Below are 15,458 nucleotides of genomic sequence, written 5' to 3'. Positions count from 1 at the left end.
GTTCGCAAGTGCAAATCCCTTGGAGGGGATTTTCTGGATAGGTTATTCTTTAATGGCATGCTCGTCCCTCGCACACCATTTATAAATTAGAAACGTAGGGTGGTTTAGGTTTTAGCTAACCCACCCTACAAAACTCTAAAAGCCAACCAATCTCCCACCACTAACCCCAATGTTATTACCAATTAAAAATCAATAACATACCCTTACCCGCAAGCCTTGCGCTCTTTTTTATAATGAATTTTACAATTTTAAAAAGGAGCAAATTATGCCCGCAGACAACGATAATAATAACGACGCTGAAAAAACCAACACCAACTCTATCAGCCAAGACAAGCTTGATTTTCTCATCAATAAACTGCCCGGTGAGCATGTCGATGGCGATGGCAAACGCGCCATCATCTTTCGGATGGTGATGGAAGACCATTTATGTCCGTTTGGACTCAAATCAATCGATGCGCTCAAGCATGCAGGCTATGATATTACTGATCGCCACATCACCAACCAAGACGAGAATACACTGGTAAAAGAGACCTTGGGCGTTAAGACCACACCGCAAACCTTTATCGATGGCAAGCGTATTGGCGGGAATGATGAGCTGCAAGTATTCTTGGGCAACGCTGAGCCAACGGATGAGGACGATACCACTTACGCACCCATTATCGCCATATTTTCTGTTACCGCTTTAATGAGCTTGGCTTTATGTTGGGCACTATCAGTTAGTATATTGTCCATGCAAGCTTTGATGTGGTTTGTTGCCCTATCTATGGGTGTGCTGGCCATCAAAAAACTTGAAGATTTAGAAAGCTTTACGACTGGGTTTTTGGGTTACGATTTATTGGCTAGAAGAGTCGTGCGGTACGGTTATGTCTACCCGTTTTTAGAAGCTTTTGCAGGGATTGCTATGCTCGCTGATCAGCCTTGGCTCAATCCTATCGCCGGTATTGTAGCGTTAACGATTGGTTTGATCGGTGGCGTCTCAGTGATTAAAGCGGTTTATATTGATAAGCGTGAGCTAAAGTGCGCCTGCGTCGGTGGTGATAGTAATGTGCCATTAGGCGCTATTTCATTAACTGAAAACGTGATGATGGTAGGTATGGGTAGCTATATGCTTATTCGTGCTTTGCTTTAGTAAGTAGTTTTTAGGAGGGTGCGCTTTACGTACCCTCCAATATTAGAAAATCCTTAAACTTTTATATCAGCCTGCCAGATAAATAAGTACTTTGCTCGATATAAAAACAAAAAACTTGCTTCAGTAAAACTTATGGCAGATAGAGCTTACTAGTAACCATTCTAAACCTCTTATTGTGGCATCTTTCCATGCACCTCAACCTTACCTTTTTTACCATCTGGCAAAATCTCAATCGGCAACACCAGCCCCTTAGCAAAGTCATCAGACAGAACATAATCATAGCTACTGGCAGCGATGTCGGGCGTAGTATGAATGATAAGTTTTATATCCTCGCCGTCAGTCAGTTCATGTGACACATAACTACTGCCCGACTGATCGAGCACCTTAGACAGTGCTTCGTTACTTGCCATGCTCACGGTTAGGTTATGCTGAGCGGTCGCAGCGTCCACTTTAAAGTAGTCCGCATAATCAAGGACGTTTTGACTATCGATTGCAAACGGATACTTATAATTGGCGCGATCAGCAGGCTTTTCACCACTATCTATTAATGACCAGTCTATCGTATCGACTTCTGATGCTGATGAGTTTGCCGTGGCTGTTTGCGTGGTTTGGTCGGTGGCATCAACAGAGTCGGTGGCGTTATCGCAGCCTGTCAGCGCCCATATACTTGTAGTAGCGATTAACATCATACTTATTAGGCGCTTCGTCATCGACGTATCCTCTTTATTAATCATAAATTTTTATATAAGCGCTATTTTGACAGCTTTCGTTATACTTCTCTAGCAAAATGCAGCAAACGAGCGACTGTGATAAAAATATCGGCAAGACAGGTATAGTTGGTTCACTTTAAAACTGATACAGTGCTGCTAAGGTAAATTTTTTGCAGCCTCTGTCACGCTTGCGAACAGCACGCAAGAAAAATTTACTCCAGCAGCACGTCGCTATTAACGTATCAATTTTATTTCGAACTGACCATATGTTTTATGGACTAGACGCATAAAAAAACAGCCATCTTTCGATGACTGCTTTCGGTTCGCTGTTTCTTATTTTGTTTTTATATCGTTTAAATGCGCAAGGTTAACGATTCAACCTCAACCATTATCTACCGATCTGGCAGTTTACTTGGTATTCTTTTCCATCAGCCCATTTCATCGCTAGGATACCTTTATCGCCTTTCATATGCCATGCATAGACAACTTCTGGGTTTGACTCATTGACATAACTTGCCGTATCGCCCTCTACGCCACCATTTAAAATAATTGGTTGCTCCGACCAGTTCACTTTAGGTAGGGTGGCAGTCAACATCACTTGTTTTTTATTGATAGATTGTTTTGCAAGGATTTGACTATCATCAGTACAAATATAAGGTGCCGGCGCCATACGATCATAGGCTGCATCAGTCACGCTTTCTGAAGCAGGCGTTGTCGTACTTGGCGTGGTAGGAGTGTTTGGTGCAGTAGGCGTAGGCGCGGTAGTAGCACAAGCGCTAAGTAAAGCAAGGGCAGGTAGAGCAGTCGCAACCTTAGTTAAGGTGTTCATAATTTTCTCCAAAAAATCAAATCATATCATTTATTTGTATTTAACAATGCATTAAGCATATAGCGCATATATTAGCGAAAGTAGAGCTTGTAGATTGTTAGAAATTGTTTGCTAGCTGTTATTCACGTTACGTAATCGCTGGTTAATGTAATTTTACTCTCAGAGTATTTTAATTGGTCAATTCTGTACAACAGACGTATGTACTGCATAAACTGCTTTGATCAAAAAAGCACTTATCGACTGGGGAGCCAATAAGTGCTGTTAATGGTATTAATCCGATGAGCCAATAATATTCTGCTCATCGTTTTATACATTCAATACTATTTGGTTTTACGCGGTGGCAATCCGGTATGCTGGGTTTGGAAGTTACCACGGCTGACTTTTTTGCGCGCGTTATTGGGCTGGTTTTTGCGGTTTTGGCTCGCTGATTTGCCACTGCGTTTGACGGAGTCATTACCCATACGGCTGTTCTTTTTGCGCGCCGATTGATAGCTGTCCTGACTGGCATCACGGCCCTCTAAATGCGCATTGAATGGCGGTATCAGACAACCACGGTTTTTGCCAATTAGGTCGCTACGTCCCATGTCCTGCAAGGCGCGGCGCAATAAGGCCCAGTTTTTTGGGTCATGATAGCGAAGGAACGCCTTGTGCAATTTGCGCTGCTTGCCGGATTTGACGATATCCATATCACCGCCTTCGCGGTTGACCTTATGTAGCGGGTCTTTGTGGGTGTGATACATGGTGGTTGCCGTCGCCATGGGGCTGGGGTAAAAGGCTTGCACTTGATCGGCGCGGTAGTCGTGAGATTTTAGCCACAGCGCCAGATTCATCATGTCCTCATCTTTGGTGCCAGGATGCGCGGCGATAAAGTAGGGGATAAGATACTGCTCTTTACCGGCCTCTTGGCTGTACTGCTCAAACATGGCTTTGAATTTGTCATAGCTGCCCATGCCAGGCTTCATCATTTTAGATAAGACGTTTTCTTCTGAATGCTCTGGGGCAATCTTAAGGTAGCCACCGACATGATGGCTGACCAATTCTTTGACGTATTCAGGGTCTTTTACCGCCAAATCATAACGCAAGCCAGAAGCGATAAGGATTTTTTTCACGCCTTTGATATCACGCGCTTTGCGGTAGAGCTGGGTTAAATTGCTGTGATCGGTCAGTAGATTTTCGCAAACATCAGGATAGACGCAGGACGGCTTACGGCAGTTTTTCTCAATGGTCTCGTCCTTACAGTTGAGGCGATACATGTTGGCCGTCGGCCCGCCCAAGTCGGAGATGACGCCAGTAAAGGCAGGCGCGGTATCACGAATGGCCTCGACTTCACGCAGGATAGAGTCCTCAGAGCGGTTTTGGATGATGCGCCCTTCGTGTTCAGTAATAGAACAAAAAGTACAGCCGCCAAAGCAGCCACGCATGATATTGACGGAGAATTTAATCATATCAAAGGCAGGGATGCGCGCATCGCCATAGCTTGGATGCGGCAGGCGCGCATAGGGCAAATCAAAGACGTAATCCATCTCTTCGGTCGAGAGCGGAATCGGCGGCGGATTGAGCCAGACATCGATGGAGGTAAACGAGTTGCCCGCGCCGCTACTGTGGCGCTGCACCAAGGCGCGCGCGTTGCCGGGGTTGGTCTCTAAATGCAAAATTCGACTGGCATGCGCATAAAGTACAGGGTCTGATTTGACATGGTCATAATCAGGCAGGCGAATGACGGTTTTATCACGCGGCGGCATTTTAAATTTGTGCTTACGCGCGGTGGGTCTTTTAGTATCAAAGCCGCGCATCTGTACCACTTGCGTGTCGTCATCGACTTGATCGGCGTTCAGTACTTTATTGGTGACGGGTTCTGCGACAAAGCCCTGATATTGTGCCGACATGCCTGTCATGGCTTGCCCAACTGGCGAGTCGCTAGGCTTTTCTTGCTCAATCTTGCAGCTGTCCACATCCTCGGTCATCACATACGGGTTAATAATCGGATCAACGCGGCCGACCGTATCGACGTCATTGCTCGCGACTTCCGTCATGTCTGCTTGCCAATGGCGGCGGCTTGGGGTCAATAAATACGCGGTACCGCGTAAGCTGCTCATTTGCTCAAACGTATAGCCTTTGGATAGTCCATGTACCACATCGACGATGGCACGTTCCGCGTTACCATATAATAAGACATCGGCACGGCTGTCCAGTAAAATACTGCGGCGCACTTTATCTGACCAGTAGTCATAGTGGGCGATACGGCGCAGGCTGCCTTCAATACCGCCTAAGATAATTGGCACATCAGGATAGGCTTCACGGCAGCGCTGGCTATAGACGATGGCGGCGCGATCAGGGCGCTTGTCCGCGACATTGCCAGGCGAGTAGGCGTCATCGCTACGAATCTTGCGATCGGCGGTATAGCGATTGATCATGCTGTCCATGTTGCCGGCGGTCACGCCATAGGCGTAGACCGGTTTGCCAAGCTCCATAAAGGCATCTTTGCTCTTCCAATCCGGCTGCGCGATGATGCCGACGCGAAAGCCTTGCGATTCTAACAATCGCCCGATAATTGCCATACCAAAGCTTGGATGATCGACATAGGCATCACCTGAGATGATAATCACATCGCACGCATCCCAACCGAGCGCGTCCATCTCAGCACGCGTCATCGGCAAATAAGGCGCAGGCTCATAGCAGCTTGCCCAATGCTTATCGTAGTCATATAGTGGCTTGACGCCTTGTTTGAAGGCGGTGCGGGCGATGGTATCGGCAGACATGAGGTGACCCTATTAATGGCGTGTTGGCAATTGCGACAGCTGGACAAGGTATTGCCGCAGTCGCTGATGCATAAAAAGGCGCTCATCTTACCATGAATTGCACTCAGGGTGTGAATGCTGATTTATAGTAAATCTTCGATAAGTGATTGATAGCATAAGGTAAAATGATGGATTAAATGGGGTATAGTGAACCATAAAGGCCTATTTTATTGGTAGTGCGCTCTACTTAATGGAAATCAAAAATGCTCTCGATGCTTTTACTTGTGTACTTTATGCCCGTTGTCGTGCTTATTTATCTGATAACGACGGTTTATTGTTATCAAAAAGACCGTTTTTGCCGCAAATCCTTTACTTATAAATATTTAATGATAGCGATGCTGGTGCCCATAGCGGGCATGGCGCTGATCACTTTTGAGTATGGGATAAATATGGCGCATGGCGGCATTCATATCGGTACATGGTTGTCTGTCTTATTTGTTTACGCCTTTATAGCGATTATTTTTGCCATCCCTTTTTTGCTTTATCTGATAGCGCCAAACAAGCAGCCTTAGCATATGGCTCAATCTAAATAAATCTTGGTACCACTTTTGGTAAAGTTCATCACAAACTGACTCTTAAAGTTGCGCACGTTGTTCTCATACGTCAGTAGATTGCGCGTAAATTGATGATAATCGCTCATGTTTTTGGCGCTCACCATCAGCATAAAATCAGCATCGCCCGACACCTCATAGCAGCTCATCACTTGCGCCTGCGCGTTCATTAAGCGCTCAAACCGGTGCTGCATCGAATTGTTTGAGCGCGCCATCTCAACCATCACGATAGCCGTCAAACTATAGCCGACCTTATTGGGATCCACGATGGCGACTTGTTTGGTGATCACGCCTGTGTCTGTCAGCGTTTGGATGCGGCGCTGGGCGGTGGCGATCGACACATGGACGTGTTCGGCGACCGTCTTTAGCGGCAGCGTGGCATCGTCTTGAAGGAGGTTTAAAATGGCTTTGTCGGTGGCGTCTAAAGGCTGGTTCATAGGATCATACTCTATTAAATCGTAATGGTTATTAGCGCATGCTTAAACCATAAACATAAAAATGTGCTTATTATCACTATTATAGGGAATATGATAATAAATATAGAAAATATAGGAAACTATGATAAATAAAATTGTAAATAAGGTTTTATAGAGATTTTTTATTGAAGGACATCTGTATGATAGTCGTTAACCATTTCAGAGCGGTTAGCTGATAAACCATATAACCGATCTTCTTCTACCCACTCGCTAAATCAAGGTGCCTTTATGTCAACGTCTACTTTATCTGGTGCGCTTCACGCGACCTTGTCACGGCTGCCGATGCCTGCGGTATGGGCGTCGGGTAGCGCGCAGGAGCGAACGCTGATGATGGGCGTGGCATTAGCTATTTTATCCAATGTTTTATTTGGGGTGCTATATGCTTACAGTAGCTTTTTGGCGCCGTTGTCAGGTACGCAGGTATTTATCTGGCGCATGCTGGCGATGTGGGCGGCACTGGTTGGGTTTTTAACTTTTAGCGGTCAGCTGGGAGGGCACATTGATAAATTAAAATCGCTTGGCAGCCTCAAGCAATGGGCGTGGCTATTATTGCCAACGCCAATATTTTTAAGTCAGTTTTGGCTGTTTATGTGGGCGCCAGTCAATGAGCAGGGCGTGCAAACTGCGATGGGATATTTCTTATTTCCGCTGATGATGGTGGTGTTTGGCTGTGTTTTATTTGGCGAAAAGCTCAGCCGCTTGCAGTGGCTTGCCGTCGGGTTTGCTGCGCTTGGCGTGGGCAGTGAGATTGTGCGCACCCAAAGCGTATCTTGGGCAACCCTTTGGGTCTGCGGCACTTATCCGCTGTACTACATTTTGCGCCGCTTGCAGGGGGTTGGTGCGGTGACCGGACTGCTGGTAGATTTAACCATTTTTGCACCATTTGCTTTGGGGTATTTATTTTTTATGGCGCCTGACAGTTTAAGTCTGGTTGGCGGCTCGGGCTTTTTTATCATGATGCTGATTGGCTTGGGTATTCTTAGTGTGCTGGCGATGAAAACCAATGTCGATGCCAGTCAAATGCTGCCCGTCAACGTGTACGGCATGATGAGTTATTTGGAGCCGGCATTGCTCTTTATCCTTGCCATCACCATTTTGGGCAATCCATTTGAGTCAGGCATGCTCTTTAGCTATGGTTTGATTTGGCTTGGGATTGCATTTTTAATTGCGCATGGGGTCAAGCAGTTGCGATCGACCAAACGCAAGCAAATCGCGGCCTCAGTGTAGCTGGTTTAACTAAAGCAACAATGAACGGAAAAACGGCTATCATAACGATAGCCGTTTTTTATTGCGTGGTGACAAATTTTTTAATCTAAATGCTGCTTAAAGCCGCGCTGCTTGTCGCGCTCCCAGTCACGATCTTTAAGCGTCTTGCGTTTGTCATGTTGTTTTTTACCCACCGCCAGTGCAATTTGACACTTGACCATAGAGCGCTTCCAGTAGCACGATAATGGCACGCAAGCATAACCTTTTTGGTTAACCGCGCCCATCAACTTTTCGATTTCGCGACGATTAAGCAGCAGTTTGCGGGTACGAATGCTATCAGGGCTCACGTGCGTTGAGCTACTGAGTAATGGCTGAATATGCGCGCCAAAAAGAAAAGCCTCATTATTACGAAAGATAATGTAAGCTTCGGTAATGGTCATTTTTCCGGCACGAATGGCCTTAACTTCCCAACCTTGTAGTGACAATCCTGCCTCAAAGGTTTCTTCAATGAAATATTCATGCCGCGCTTTTTTATTTGAGCAAATTTGATTGTCCGGTTTTCTTGATTTTTTTGACATAATCTCTCCATAAGGACTACAACATACCGTGTCCTTGTCTAACTGTTCCTCATCCTAACCCTAATACGGATTATGTTTTTGTCATGCTAAGATGGATGAGTCGAACCAACTATTGTAGCAAAGCTACTACTAAAAATGTTAGAGCAAATGTAGTCGTGCGTTATCGATAGTCAGTAGATTTGGATTAAAAGTTATACTGAGTACTGACCACAGATAAGTATTATGTTTAACCAAAATTTGTTAGCATAAGCGCTATTATTAACCAATAAATTAGCCTTGCCATGAATCCAGCAACTTCTTCTAACGATTTAGATTCTAACCTTCCAAATTCTAATGCGTCAGAGCTTTCAAACGCTACCAAATCTCTAGAATCTTCAAAATCTTCAAAGCTACATACCAAAATTTTATATCCAGGCACTTTTGATCCCATTACAAATGGACATGTCGATTTGGTCACCCGTGCGACCAAATTGTTTGATGAAGTGGTGATCGCTGTTGCCTCAGGTCATCATAAAAAGCCGTTGTTTAGTTTTGAGGAGCGCGTTGCTCTGGTAGAGACGGTATTTGCTGATTTACCGCAAGTATCAGTCGTGGGCTTTGAAGGGTTGCTGGTCGATTTTATGCGTGAAAAAAATGCCACCGCGGTATTACGTGGTCTGCGCGCCATGTCAGATTTTGAGTATGAGTTTCAGCTCGCCAATATGAACCGTGAGCTTGATGAGCGCTTTGAAGCGGTATTTTTGACCCCATCTCAGCATTATTCATTTATCTCATCGACGATGATTCGTGAGATTGCCAAGCTTGATGGTGATGTGAGTAAGTTTGTGCCCAAGTGCGTCTCACAAGCTTTTATTAACAAACTTGGCTCATAACCCTACTTATGTAATAGGAGCAGTTTATGGCGTTATTAATCACTGACGAATGTATCAACTGTGACGTATGCGAGCCGGCTTGTCCAAACGAAGCGATCTCAGAAGGGGACGATATTTATGTTATCGACCCCGATCTATGTACGGAATGTGTCGGTCATTTTGATGAGCCGCAATGTGTGGTCATCTGTCCTGTGGACTGTATACCCAAGGATCCAAATCACGTTGAGACCGAAAATGATCTGTTGGCTAAATATAAACGTATCACCGGTCAGTGATGCGTTATAGATTATGCTATTGATAAATGCTCAGCTCAAAATAAAATCGATACGTTAATAGTTGTACGCGACTGGTATAAATTTTACTTACTTGCTGCTATCACAGCGGCTACGAAAAAATCATCCCAGTCGCACTTTATCTATTTTAAATTGAGTTCACTATTTATACGAAAGTACTAAAAGTACCAATTGTATGGAAATGCTAACTGTATGAAAGTGCTAAAAACTAGGAATAATATGACGAATATGGACACTCAATTTGCCACACGTTTGATGTTTAAGAGTGTGCTATGACAAATACTTCTACCAGCGATTTTGACCACCATCATCTTTGGCATCCTTATGCCAGTCTACCGCCCACTTATTCTAATATCGTTATTGATCATGCGGAGGGTATCTACATCGTCACTGAAGATGGTACGCGCCTTATCGATGGCATGTCGTCGTGGTGGGCGAGCGTACATGGATATAATCATCCCAAACTAAATACTGCTATCACAAAGCAGCTGGGTAAAATGGCGCATGTCATGTTTGGCGGGTTGACGCATAAGCCGGCGATAGAGCTGGGCGAAAAATTGCTAAAGATAGTGCCAAAAGGACTTGATGCGATATTCTATGCTGATAGTGGCAGCATCGCTGTGGAAGTGGCGCTAAAAATGGCGCTGCAATACCAAATCGCGGTCGGACGTACTGATAAAAACCAATTTGCCTCGACCCATTCAGGCTACTATGGCGATACTTGGCATGCCATGAGTATCTGCGATCCGGTCAATGGCATGCACAGCTTATATGGCACGCAATTACCGACGCAGCATTTTGTTTCTGCGCCGCCTATGGGGTTTGAGCATAAGTTAACGCAAGACGTGCGCGATGAATTAACCCAGTTTTTTGCCAACAACAGCGATAAGCTTGCCGGATTTATTATTGAACCAATTATTCAAGGCGCAGGCGGTATGCGCTTTTATAGTCCTGAATACCTGCAACTGTTACGTAAGCTATGTGATGAGTATGACGTGTTGTTAATCGCTGATGAGATTGCTACAGGCTTTGGACGCAGCGGTAAGCTGTTTGCGTGTGAACATGCAAATATCTGTCCTGACATTATGACCATTGGTAAGGCGCTAACAGGTGGTTATATGACATTTGCTGCCACCTTATGTACAAGACAAATCGCGGATACTATTCATCACAGTGATTATCCAGCGCTGATGCATGGGCCGACCTTTATGGGTAACCCGCTGGCATGCGCGGTTGCCTGTGCGTCGATTGATTTAATCATGTCTTACGATATCGAGGCGCGTACGGCAAATATGCAAGCTGTGATGCAGCAGCAGCTCGCGCCTGCTACGGCGTTAGATGGTGTGAAAGAAGTCAGGTGTTTGGGGGCAGTTGCTGTAATCGAGCTAGAGATGGCCGTTGATATGCCTACTTTCCAAGCGTTATTGATTGATAATGGTATTTGGGTCAGACCTTTTGGAAAATTGATTTATATTATGCCGCCTTATGTGATTACAGATAGTGAACTTAACACATTGTGCCAGGCGTTGTTAAAGGTAGTGACAAGCTATCTGCAAACCTTACAACTGGCGCAATAAAAATTGAAAATACGCAAAAACAAGTTTCTTATTAAGGTAGATAATGAGCGTCCTATTTGTATCTGGTATTGATACCGACATCGGTAAAACTTACGCGACTGGAATGATTGCTAAAGCGTTAATGACACAAGGCATCAGTGTCATTACCCAAAAGCTGGTACAGACCGGCGTGACGCTCGATAATGATGGCAAAATGAGTATCGCTGATGACATCATCACTCATCGTAGGTTAATGGGTATTCCTCTACAGTCTTATGATTTGGATTTTACAACTTGTCCTTATCGTTATCAAAAGCCTGCTTCACCGCATTTGGCGGTAAAACTTGCCAAAGCAGTCTTAGACCCCAAAGTCATTGACAATGCTACGCGCTGTTTGCAGGCCGATTATGATGTGGTGCTATTAGAAGGCGCAGGTGGTTTGCTCGTACCTATTATAGAGCAACTATTAACCTTAGATTATATTGCCACTCAAGGCTATCCTATAGTATTAGTCACTTCTGGTCGCCTCGGCAGTATCAATCATACGCTGCTTAGTCTAGAGGCGATAAAAGCGCGTGGATTGTCTGTGCATAGTATTGTTTATAATCCCATACATGATACGAGCCTTAATACCGATAATGAGATAGCTACTAGTACAATTGAGTTTTTAAAAAACCACATACAACAGCATTATCCAACCACACATTGGTTACAGTTGCCTTATCTAAACGATACAACACTGCCTGACAACCAAACAGCGTCAGTAGATAAAGCGTGGGTTTTACCATCGAATTTTATTTAAAAAGTCTTAATCTGGTCTTAAAAGTGCAAATAAGCGTAAAACTTATTCCTAGTCTGCGATTAGATTTGCTATACTAGCGCCCTTGGTAGACTAGGCGATCGCCGCTGCATACTGTTTAACAGACTTGCAGGGGAGGAAAGTCCGGGCTACATAGGGCAGCGTGCCAGCTAACGGCTGGGCGGGGTAACCCGACGACCAGTGCAGCAGAGAGTAGACCGCCTCGCGTCAGCACGTGAGGTAAGGGTGAAAGGGTGCGGTAAGAGCGCACCGCGTGGATGGTAACATCTCACGGCATGGTAAACTCCACGCGTAGCAAGACCAAATAGGCATCGGCATGGCGCGGCCCGCGTTCGATGCGGGTAGGTTGCTTGAGCGTATCAGCGATGATACGCCTAGAGGAATGATCGTCCACGACAGAACCCGGCTTATCGGTTTACCAAACCTCTTTTATTGTTCGTGCTTTATCAATAATAGTGATAACAATTGCAGCTAATTTGAACGAAATTCATATTTTTTGCAAAAAATGCTGTTTAGGGGTTGACGTCGGTCACCTGTATCGGCATAATACCGAGCCTTAAATGGCGATGTAGCTCAGCTGGTTAGAGCGCACGACTCATAATCGTGAGGTCGAGAGTTCAAGTCTCTCCATCGCCACCATCTATATAGTAGTAACGTGTAGTACGAATAAATCCAATCCTTTGTGGTTGGTTTTTTTTTGTCTGAAATAAGTCGATAGACAGTGGCTGTCTGAATGATACCAGCTTACTGAACGATTATTGCTACCGTTATTTACTTGCCAATTTCTTGCCAAAACATAGCTTTATCTACCTACTCACAGATTATTTCTTGTAACTTATGTCCCTCTTACTTATCATAGGGGCTGTTTTTGGTGAAGTCCTGTAACGCTATGTCTGTACAATTGCCTCCTTATCGTCCTATTAAGCATCGCAGTGGCCTTAAAGTCATGGGCGCCGCCTTTCATGCATTACTAATGCGTGAGCTACAAACGCGTTTTGGTGGTTATCGTTTGGGTTACCTGTGGGCGCCGTTAGAAGTGCTTTTTCAGGTATTGATATTTTTAGTAATCTTTGGTGCGATTCGTGAGCGTTTGGTTCCTGGAATGGATTTCTCTCTGTTTTTGGTAGCCGGAATGGTTCCCTTTCGCATGTTTCAGAAGATAGCTACAAGAGCGTTAGGGGCTGTTGAAGCCAATAAAGGCCTGTTGATGTATCGTTCAATCAAACACATCGATGTCATCATTGCTCGCTCATTTTTAGAGCTCGTTATTTATTTTTTTACCTCGATACTATTATTGCTGGGCTTAGCTTTTTTTGATATCTATGCCAGTTTAGAAAACTTACATATCGTACTATTTTGTTGGGCGACACTTTTTATATTTAGTTTTGGTATTGCTTTAATTATGATGGTTGTTGGATATTATGGTGGTGAAATTAGTAAGGTAATTACTATATTGTTTACCATTTTATATTTCACGTCTGGAATTATTTATCCTATTCATATTATTCCAGAACCCTATTTTAGTTATTTACTATATAACCCTTTTATTCATAACATTGAACTTATCAGGCATGCATTTGCCCCCAACTACCCAGCCTACCACATTGATATAGGTTACTTTCTAAAATGGATGTTTAGTGTCAACTTTTTAGGCTTGCTGCTTTATAAATTTGCTGAACGTGACATGATTCGTTCTCGTTGAATTGATAGATACCAATTTATATAAGTTGTACTAAAAGAGAAGTAAATGATTGAAATAAAAAACGTTTCCAAGTCGTTTATGACCAAGCAAGGTCGGCATTATCTATTTAAAGACTTAAACCTGACCATTGGTGATAAACAAAGTGTGGGTTTGCTAGGCCGTAACGGTGCTGGTAAGTCTACCTTGCTACGCATTATATGCGGACTTGATGAGCCGGACCACGGTGAGATTATTACTGACTCAACGATTTCATGGCCAGTAGGCGTTGCAGGTGGCTTTCAAGGTAGCTTGACTGGACGTCAAAACGTACGTTTTGTTTGTCGATTATATTCAAGCGGTCCTTATATTGATGAAAAAATTCGTTTTGTTGAAGAGTTTGCTGATATCGGTAATTATTTTGATATGCCGGTCAAAAGCTACTCATCGGGAATGAAGTCACGTCTGACTTTTGGTTTAAGTCTAGCGTTTGATTTTGATTATTATATGCTCGATGAAGCAGGTGCCGTTGGTGACGCCGCTTTTCGTAAGCGTAGTGAGGATATTTTGGCGGCTCGCCGTGCGCAAGCAGGATTTTTAATAGTGTCGCATAATATTGGTGACATTAAGCGCAACTGCGATATTGGTATTGTGTTAATGGATCAAACAGCACTCGTGTTTAACGATACAAAAGAAGCGATTGAGGTATATGAAGAGCATGTCCACAAAGCGAAAAAATAAGATTATTGACTTCTCGCTGTTTATCGGCTTGGTAATCCTGCCTTGGGTCTTGGTGATTTTTTATGTCATGACGCTTGCACATCCGCGCTTTATTTCGACTTCTGACGTAGTGGTCAAACAAGTGAGTGATGCAAGCGTACCCTCTGGCGGCGGTTTATCGGCGCTACTGGGCGTTAATAGCACCAGTAAGGAAGATGCCACTTATCTGACCGAATATATCCTGTCCAATGACATGATCAAACGTCTTGATAATAAGTTTCAGTTTCGAGAAGCTTATTATGTCGATGGTTCAGACCCTATCTATGAGATAAACCCTGAAGCGTCACAAGAGGAGCTACTTGAGTACTTCAAAAAGCGCGTTCATATCGACTTAGATGAGCAAAGTTACATCCTTAGTGTCTCAACAGAAGCCTTTGATTCAGATTACGCTCATGAGCTCAATAAAGCTATCTTGGGTGAGTCTGAGCAGTTCGTCAACCGTATCTCGCAAGAAGTCGCTCGTGACCAGCTCGTATTTGCCGAAACTCAGCTAGATGAGTCGCAAGATCGTCTAAATGAAGCTAAAGAGCAGCTACTTACCTATCAAAATACTAATGAGATCTATGATCCGCAAGCCAATGCGCAGATAGTAAATCAACTGATTGGTAGTTTACAAGCGCAGTTAAGCTCACTACGCACTGAAGAGCGGCAGCTGCTTAGTTACTTGAACCCTGATGCGCCGCAAGTGGTGTCGATAAGAAGTCAGATTAGAGCGGTAGAAGAACAAATCACTCAAGAACAAACCAAGCTGACCTCCCCAAGTACGACTAAATTGAATCGTCAAGCAGTACAGTTTGAAACGATTAAAGCGGATGTCGATTTTGCGACTGAGCTTTATAAATTGTCGCTATCTTCACTTGAAAAAGCACGTCTAGAAGCCTTCAAGAAAATGAAGAACCTGATCGTCATCTCAACCCCTTATGAGGCTGAAGATGCGTTGTATCCGCGCCGTGCCTACATCATCTGGACATCGCTGGCGTTATTAATAATGCTTTATGGCTTTGTGCGATTAGTCATGGCAGTCATACGTGATCATCGTAGCTAGTTTGGCATTGGTGGTTGGAAAAAACACTGGTTGTGATAAGTAAACAGCCAGTTATTAATACTGCAAGTCGTTAGCAATTTAATATATCTAACAACTGTAAACGATTTGATCAATTTGACTTATATAATCAGATATCA

General features: G+C 44.2%; 15 protein-coding genes, 1 tRNA gene and 1 other RNA gene. 12 read left to right on the top strand and 5 right to left on the bottom strand.

Translation table 11 applies throughout. From position 1 onward, the window contains the following. Nucleotides 1-265: 265 nt before the first annotated feature. Nucleotides 266-1,129 carry a MauE/DoxX family redox-associated membrane protein gene (locus tag Q0890_RS04725; RefSeq protein WP_299218170.1) on the top strand — a complete coding sequence of 288 codons (864 nt, stop codon included), beginning with the start codon at nucleotides 266-268 and terminating at the stop codon, nucleotides 1,127-1,129. Nucleotides 1,130-1,299: 170 nt separating this feature from the next. Here Q0890_RS04725 and Q0890_RS04720 read toward each other — a convergent pair whose 3' ends face one another. From Q0890_RS04720 to Q0890_RS04710, 3 genes are all read right to left on the bottom strand, one after another. Further along, complete coding sequence (locus Q0890_RS04720; RefSeq protein ID WP_299218169.1) at nucleotides 1,300-1,839, bottom strand: hypothetical protein; 540 nt, start codon at nucleotides 1,837-1,839, stop codon at nucleotides 1,300-1,302. 388 nt (nucleotides 1,840-2,227) lie between these two features. Then, nucleotides 2,228-2,668: a hypothetical protein gene (locus Q0890_RS04715; protein ID WP_299218167.1), complete on the bottom strand. Its 441-nt coding sequence runs from the start codon at nucleotides 2,666-2,668 to the stop codon at nucleotides 2,228-2,230. Between the two features lie 320 nt (nucleotides 2,669-2,988). Beyond that, a complete protein-coding gene (locus Q0890_RS04710; protein WP_299218166.1) occupies nucleotides 2,989-5,427 on the bottom strand; it encodes a YgiQ family radical SAM protein in 2,439 nt (812 codons plus the stop codon). Between the two features lie 242 nt (nucleotides 5,428-5,669). Between Q0890_RS04710 and Q0890_RS04705 the strand changes: the two genes are divergently transcribed. After that, nucleotides 5,670-5,978, top strand: a complete 309-nt coding sequence (locus Q0890_RS04705; protein ID WP_299218164.1) for a hypothetical protein — start codon at nucleotides 5,670-5,672, stop codon at nucleotides 5,976-5,978. A gap of 8 nt (nucleotides 5,979-5,986) precedes the next feature. Here the strand turns inward: Q0890_RS04705 and Q0890_RS04700 are convergent, their stop codons facing one another. After that, nucleotides 5,987-6,454: an Lrp/AsnC family transcriptional regulator gene (locus Q0890_RS04700; protein WP_299218163.1), complete on the bottom strand. Its 468-nt coding sequence runs from the start codon at nucleotides 6,452-6,454 to the stop codon at nucleotides 5,987-5,989. A gap of 267 nt (nucleotides 6,455-6,721) precedes the next feature. On the opposite strand from Q0890_RS04700, the gene rarD reads away from it, so the two are divergent. After that, nucleotides 6,722-7,720, top strand: coding sequence for an EamA family transporter RarD (gene rarD / locus Q0890_RS04695; protein WP_299218161.1), 999 nt, complete (start codon nucleotides 6,722-6,724; stop codon nucleotides 7,718-7,720). Between the two features lie 80 nt (nucleotides 7,721-7,800). On the opposite strand, the gene smpB is transcribed toward rarD, so the two are convergent. Beyond that, on the bottom strand, nucleotides 7,801-8,277 hold the full coding sequence (smpB, locus tag Q0890_RS04690; RefSeq protein ID WP_299218160.1) for an SsrA-binding protein SmpB: 477 nt from the start codon (nucleotides 8,275-8,277) through the stop codon (nucleotides 7,801-7,803). A gap of 281 nt (nucleotides 8,278-8,558) precedes the next feature. Between smpB and coaD the strand changes: the two genes are divergently transcribed. The 9 genes from coaD to Q0890_RS04645 all read left to right on the top strand — a co-directional run bounded on the left by coaD (nucleotide 8,559) and on the right by Q0890_RS04645 (nucleotide 15,321). After that, nucleotides 8,559-9,149 (top strand): pantetheine-phosphate adenylyltransferase, encoded by a 591-nt coding sequence (coaD, locus tag Q0890_RS04685; protein ID WP_299218158.1) that lies wholly within the window; start codon nucleotides 8,559-8,561, stop codon nucleotides 9,147-9,149. A 26-nt stretch (nucleotides 9,150-9,175) separates the two neighbouring features. Beyond that, entirely contained in the window at nucleotides 9,176-9,424 is a 249-nt protein-coding gene (locus tag Q0890_RS04680; RefSeq protein ID WP_299218157.1) for a YfhL family 4Fe-4S dicluster ferredoxin, read from the top strand. A gap of 290 nt (nucleotides 9,425-9,714) precedes the next feature. Next, nucleotides 9,715-11,019 (top strand): adenosylmethionine--8-amino-7-oxononanoate transaminase, encoded by a 1,305-nt coding sequence (gene bioA, locus Q0890_RS04675; RefSeq protein ID WP_299218156.1) that lies wholly within the window; start codon nucleotides 9,715-9,717, stop codon nucleotides 11,017-11,019. A 43-nt stretch (nucleotides 11,020-11,062) separates the two neighbouring features. Then, entirely contained in the window at nucleotides 11,063-11,800 is a 738-nt protein-coding gene (bioD, locus tag Q0890_RS04670; RefSeq protein ID WP_345832321.1) for a dethiobiotin synthase, read from the top strand. A gap of 82 nt (nucleotides 11,801-11,882) precedes the next feature. Next, nucleotides 11,883-12,244: RNase P RNA component class A (rnpB, locus tag Q0890_RS04665), an RNA gene on the top strand. A gap of 136 nt (nucleotides 12,245-12,380) precedes the next feature. Continuing rightward, a tRNA-Met gene (locus tag Q0890_RS04660) sits at nucleotides 12,381-12,457 on the top strand. Between the two features lie 250 nt (nucleotides 12,458-12,707). Next, a complete protein-coding gene (locus Q0890_RS04655) occupies nucleotides 12,708-13,520 on the top strand; it encodes an ABC transporter permease (protein WP_299218154.1) in 813 nt (270 codons plus the stop codon). 45 nt (nucleotides 13,521-13,565) lie between these two features. Further along, on the top strand, nucleotides 13,566-14,237 hold the full coding sequence (locus Q0890_RS04650) for an ABC transporter ATP-binding protein (RefSeq protein WP_075103441.1): 672 nt from the start codon (nucleotides 13,566-13,568) through the stop codon (nucleotides 14,235-14,237). Further along, complete coding sequence (locus tag Q0890_RS04645; RefSeq protein ID WP_299218151.1) at nucleotides 14,215-15,321, top strand: capsule biosynthesis protein; 1,107 nt, start codon at nucleotides 14,215-14,217, stop codon at nucleotides 15,319-15,321. The genes Q0890_RS04650 and Q0890_RS04645 overlap by 23 nt, the downstream gene beginning before the upstream one ends. The last annotated feature ends 137 nt before the right edge of the window (nucleotides 15,322-15,458 follow it).

It is taken from the genome of uncultured Psychrobacter sp., from assembly GCF_947488565.1.
Lineage (GTDB): Bacteria > Pseudomonadota > Gammaproteobacteria > Pseudomonadales > Moraxellaceae > Psychrobacter > Psychrobacter saeujeotis.
This window is presented reverse-complemented; position numbering and strand designations above follow the sequence as displayed.

Excerpts from the sequence above, each read along its gene's own strand:
- Q0890_RS04700 (WP_299218163.1), bottom strand. The coding sequence starts at position 6,454 with ATGAACCAGCCTTTAGACGCCACCGACAAAGCCATTTTAAACCTCCTT.
- smpB (WP_299218160.1), bottom strand. The coding sequence starts at position 8,277 with ATGTCAAAAAAATCAAGAAAACCGGACAATCAAATTTGCTCAAATAAA.
- Q0890_RS04705 (WP_299218164.1), top strand. The coding sequence starts at position 5,670 with ATGCTCTCGATGCTTTTACTTGTGTACTTTATGCCCGTTGTCGTGCTT.
- Q0890_RS04650 (WP_075103441.1), top strand. The coding sequence starts at position 13,566 with ATGATTGAAATAAAAAACGTTTCCAAGTCGTTTATGACCAAGCAAGGT.
- Q0890_RS04715 (WP_299218167.1), bottom strand. The coding sequence starts at position 2,668 with ATGAACACCTTAACTAAGGTTGCGACTGCTCTACCTGCCCTTGCTTTA.
- Q0890_RS04720 (WP_299218169.1), bottom strand. The coding sequence starts at position 1,839 with ATGACGAAGCGCCTAATAAGTATGATGTTAATCGCTACTACAAGTATA.
- bioA (WP_299218156.1), top strand. The coding sequence starts at position 9,715 with ATGACAAATACTTCTACCAGCGATTTTGACCACCATCATCTTTGGCAT.
- Q0890_RS04710 (WP_299218166.1), bottom strand. The coding sequence starts at position 5,427 with ATGTCTGCCGATACCATCGCCCGCACCGCCTTCAAACAAGGCGTCAAG.
- Q0890_RS04645 (WP_299218151.1), top strand. The coding sequence starts at position 14,215 with ATGTCCACAAAGCGAAAAAATAAGATTATTGACTTCTCGCTGTTTATC.
- Q0890_RS04725 (WP_299218170.1), top strand. The coding sequence starts at position 266 with ATGCCCGCAGACAACGATAATAATAACGACGCTGAAAAAACCAACACC.
- rarD (WP_299218161.1), top strand. The coding sequence starts at position 6,722 with ATGTCAACGTCTACTTTATCTGGTGCGCTTCACGCGACCTTGTCACGG.
- Q0890_RS04680 (WP_299218157.1), top strand. The coding sequence starts at position 9,176 with ATGGCGTTATTAATCACTGACGAATGTATCAACTGTGACGTATGCGAG.
- coaD (WP_299218158.1), top strand. The coding sequence starts at position 8,559 with ATGAATCCAGCAACTTCTTCTAACGATTTAGATTCTAACCTTCCAAAT.
- Q0890_RS04655 (WP_299218154.1), top strand. The coding sequence starts at position 12,708 with ATGTCTGTACAATTGCCTCCTTATCGTCCTATTAAGCATCGCAGTGGC.
- bioD (WP_345832321.1), top strand. The coding sequence starts at position 11,063 with ATGAGCGTCCTATTTGTATCTGGTATTGATACCGACATCGGTAAAACT.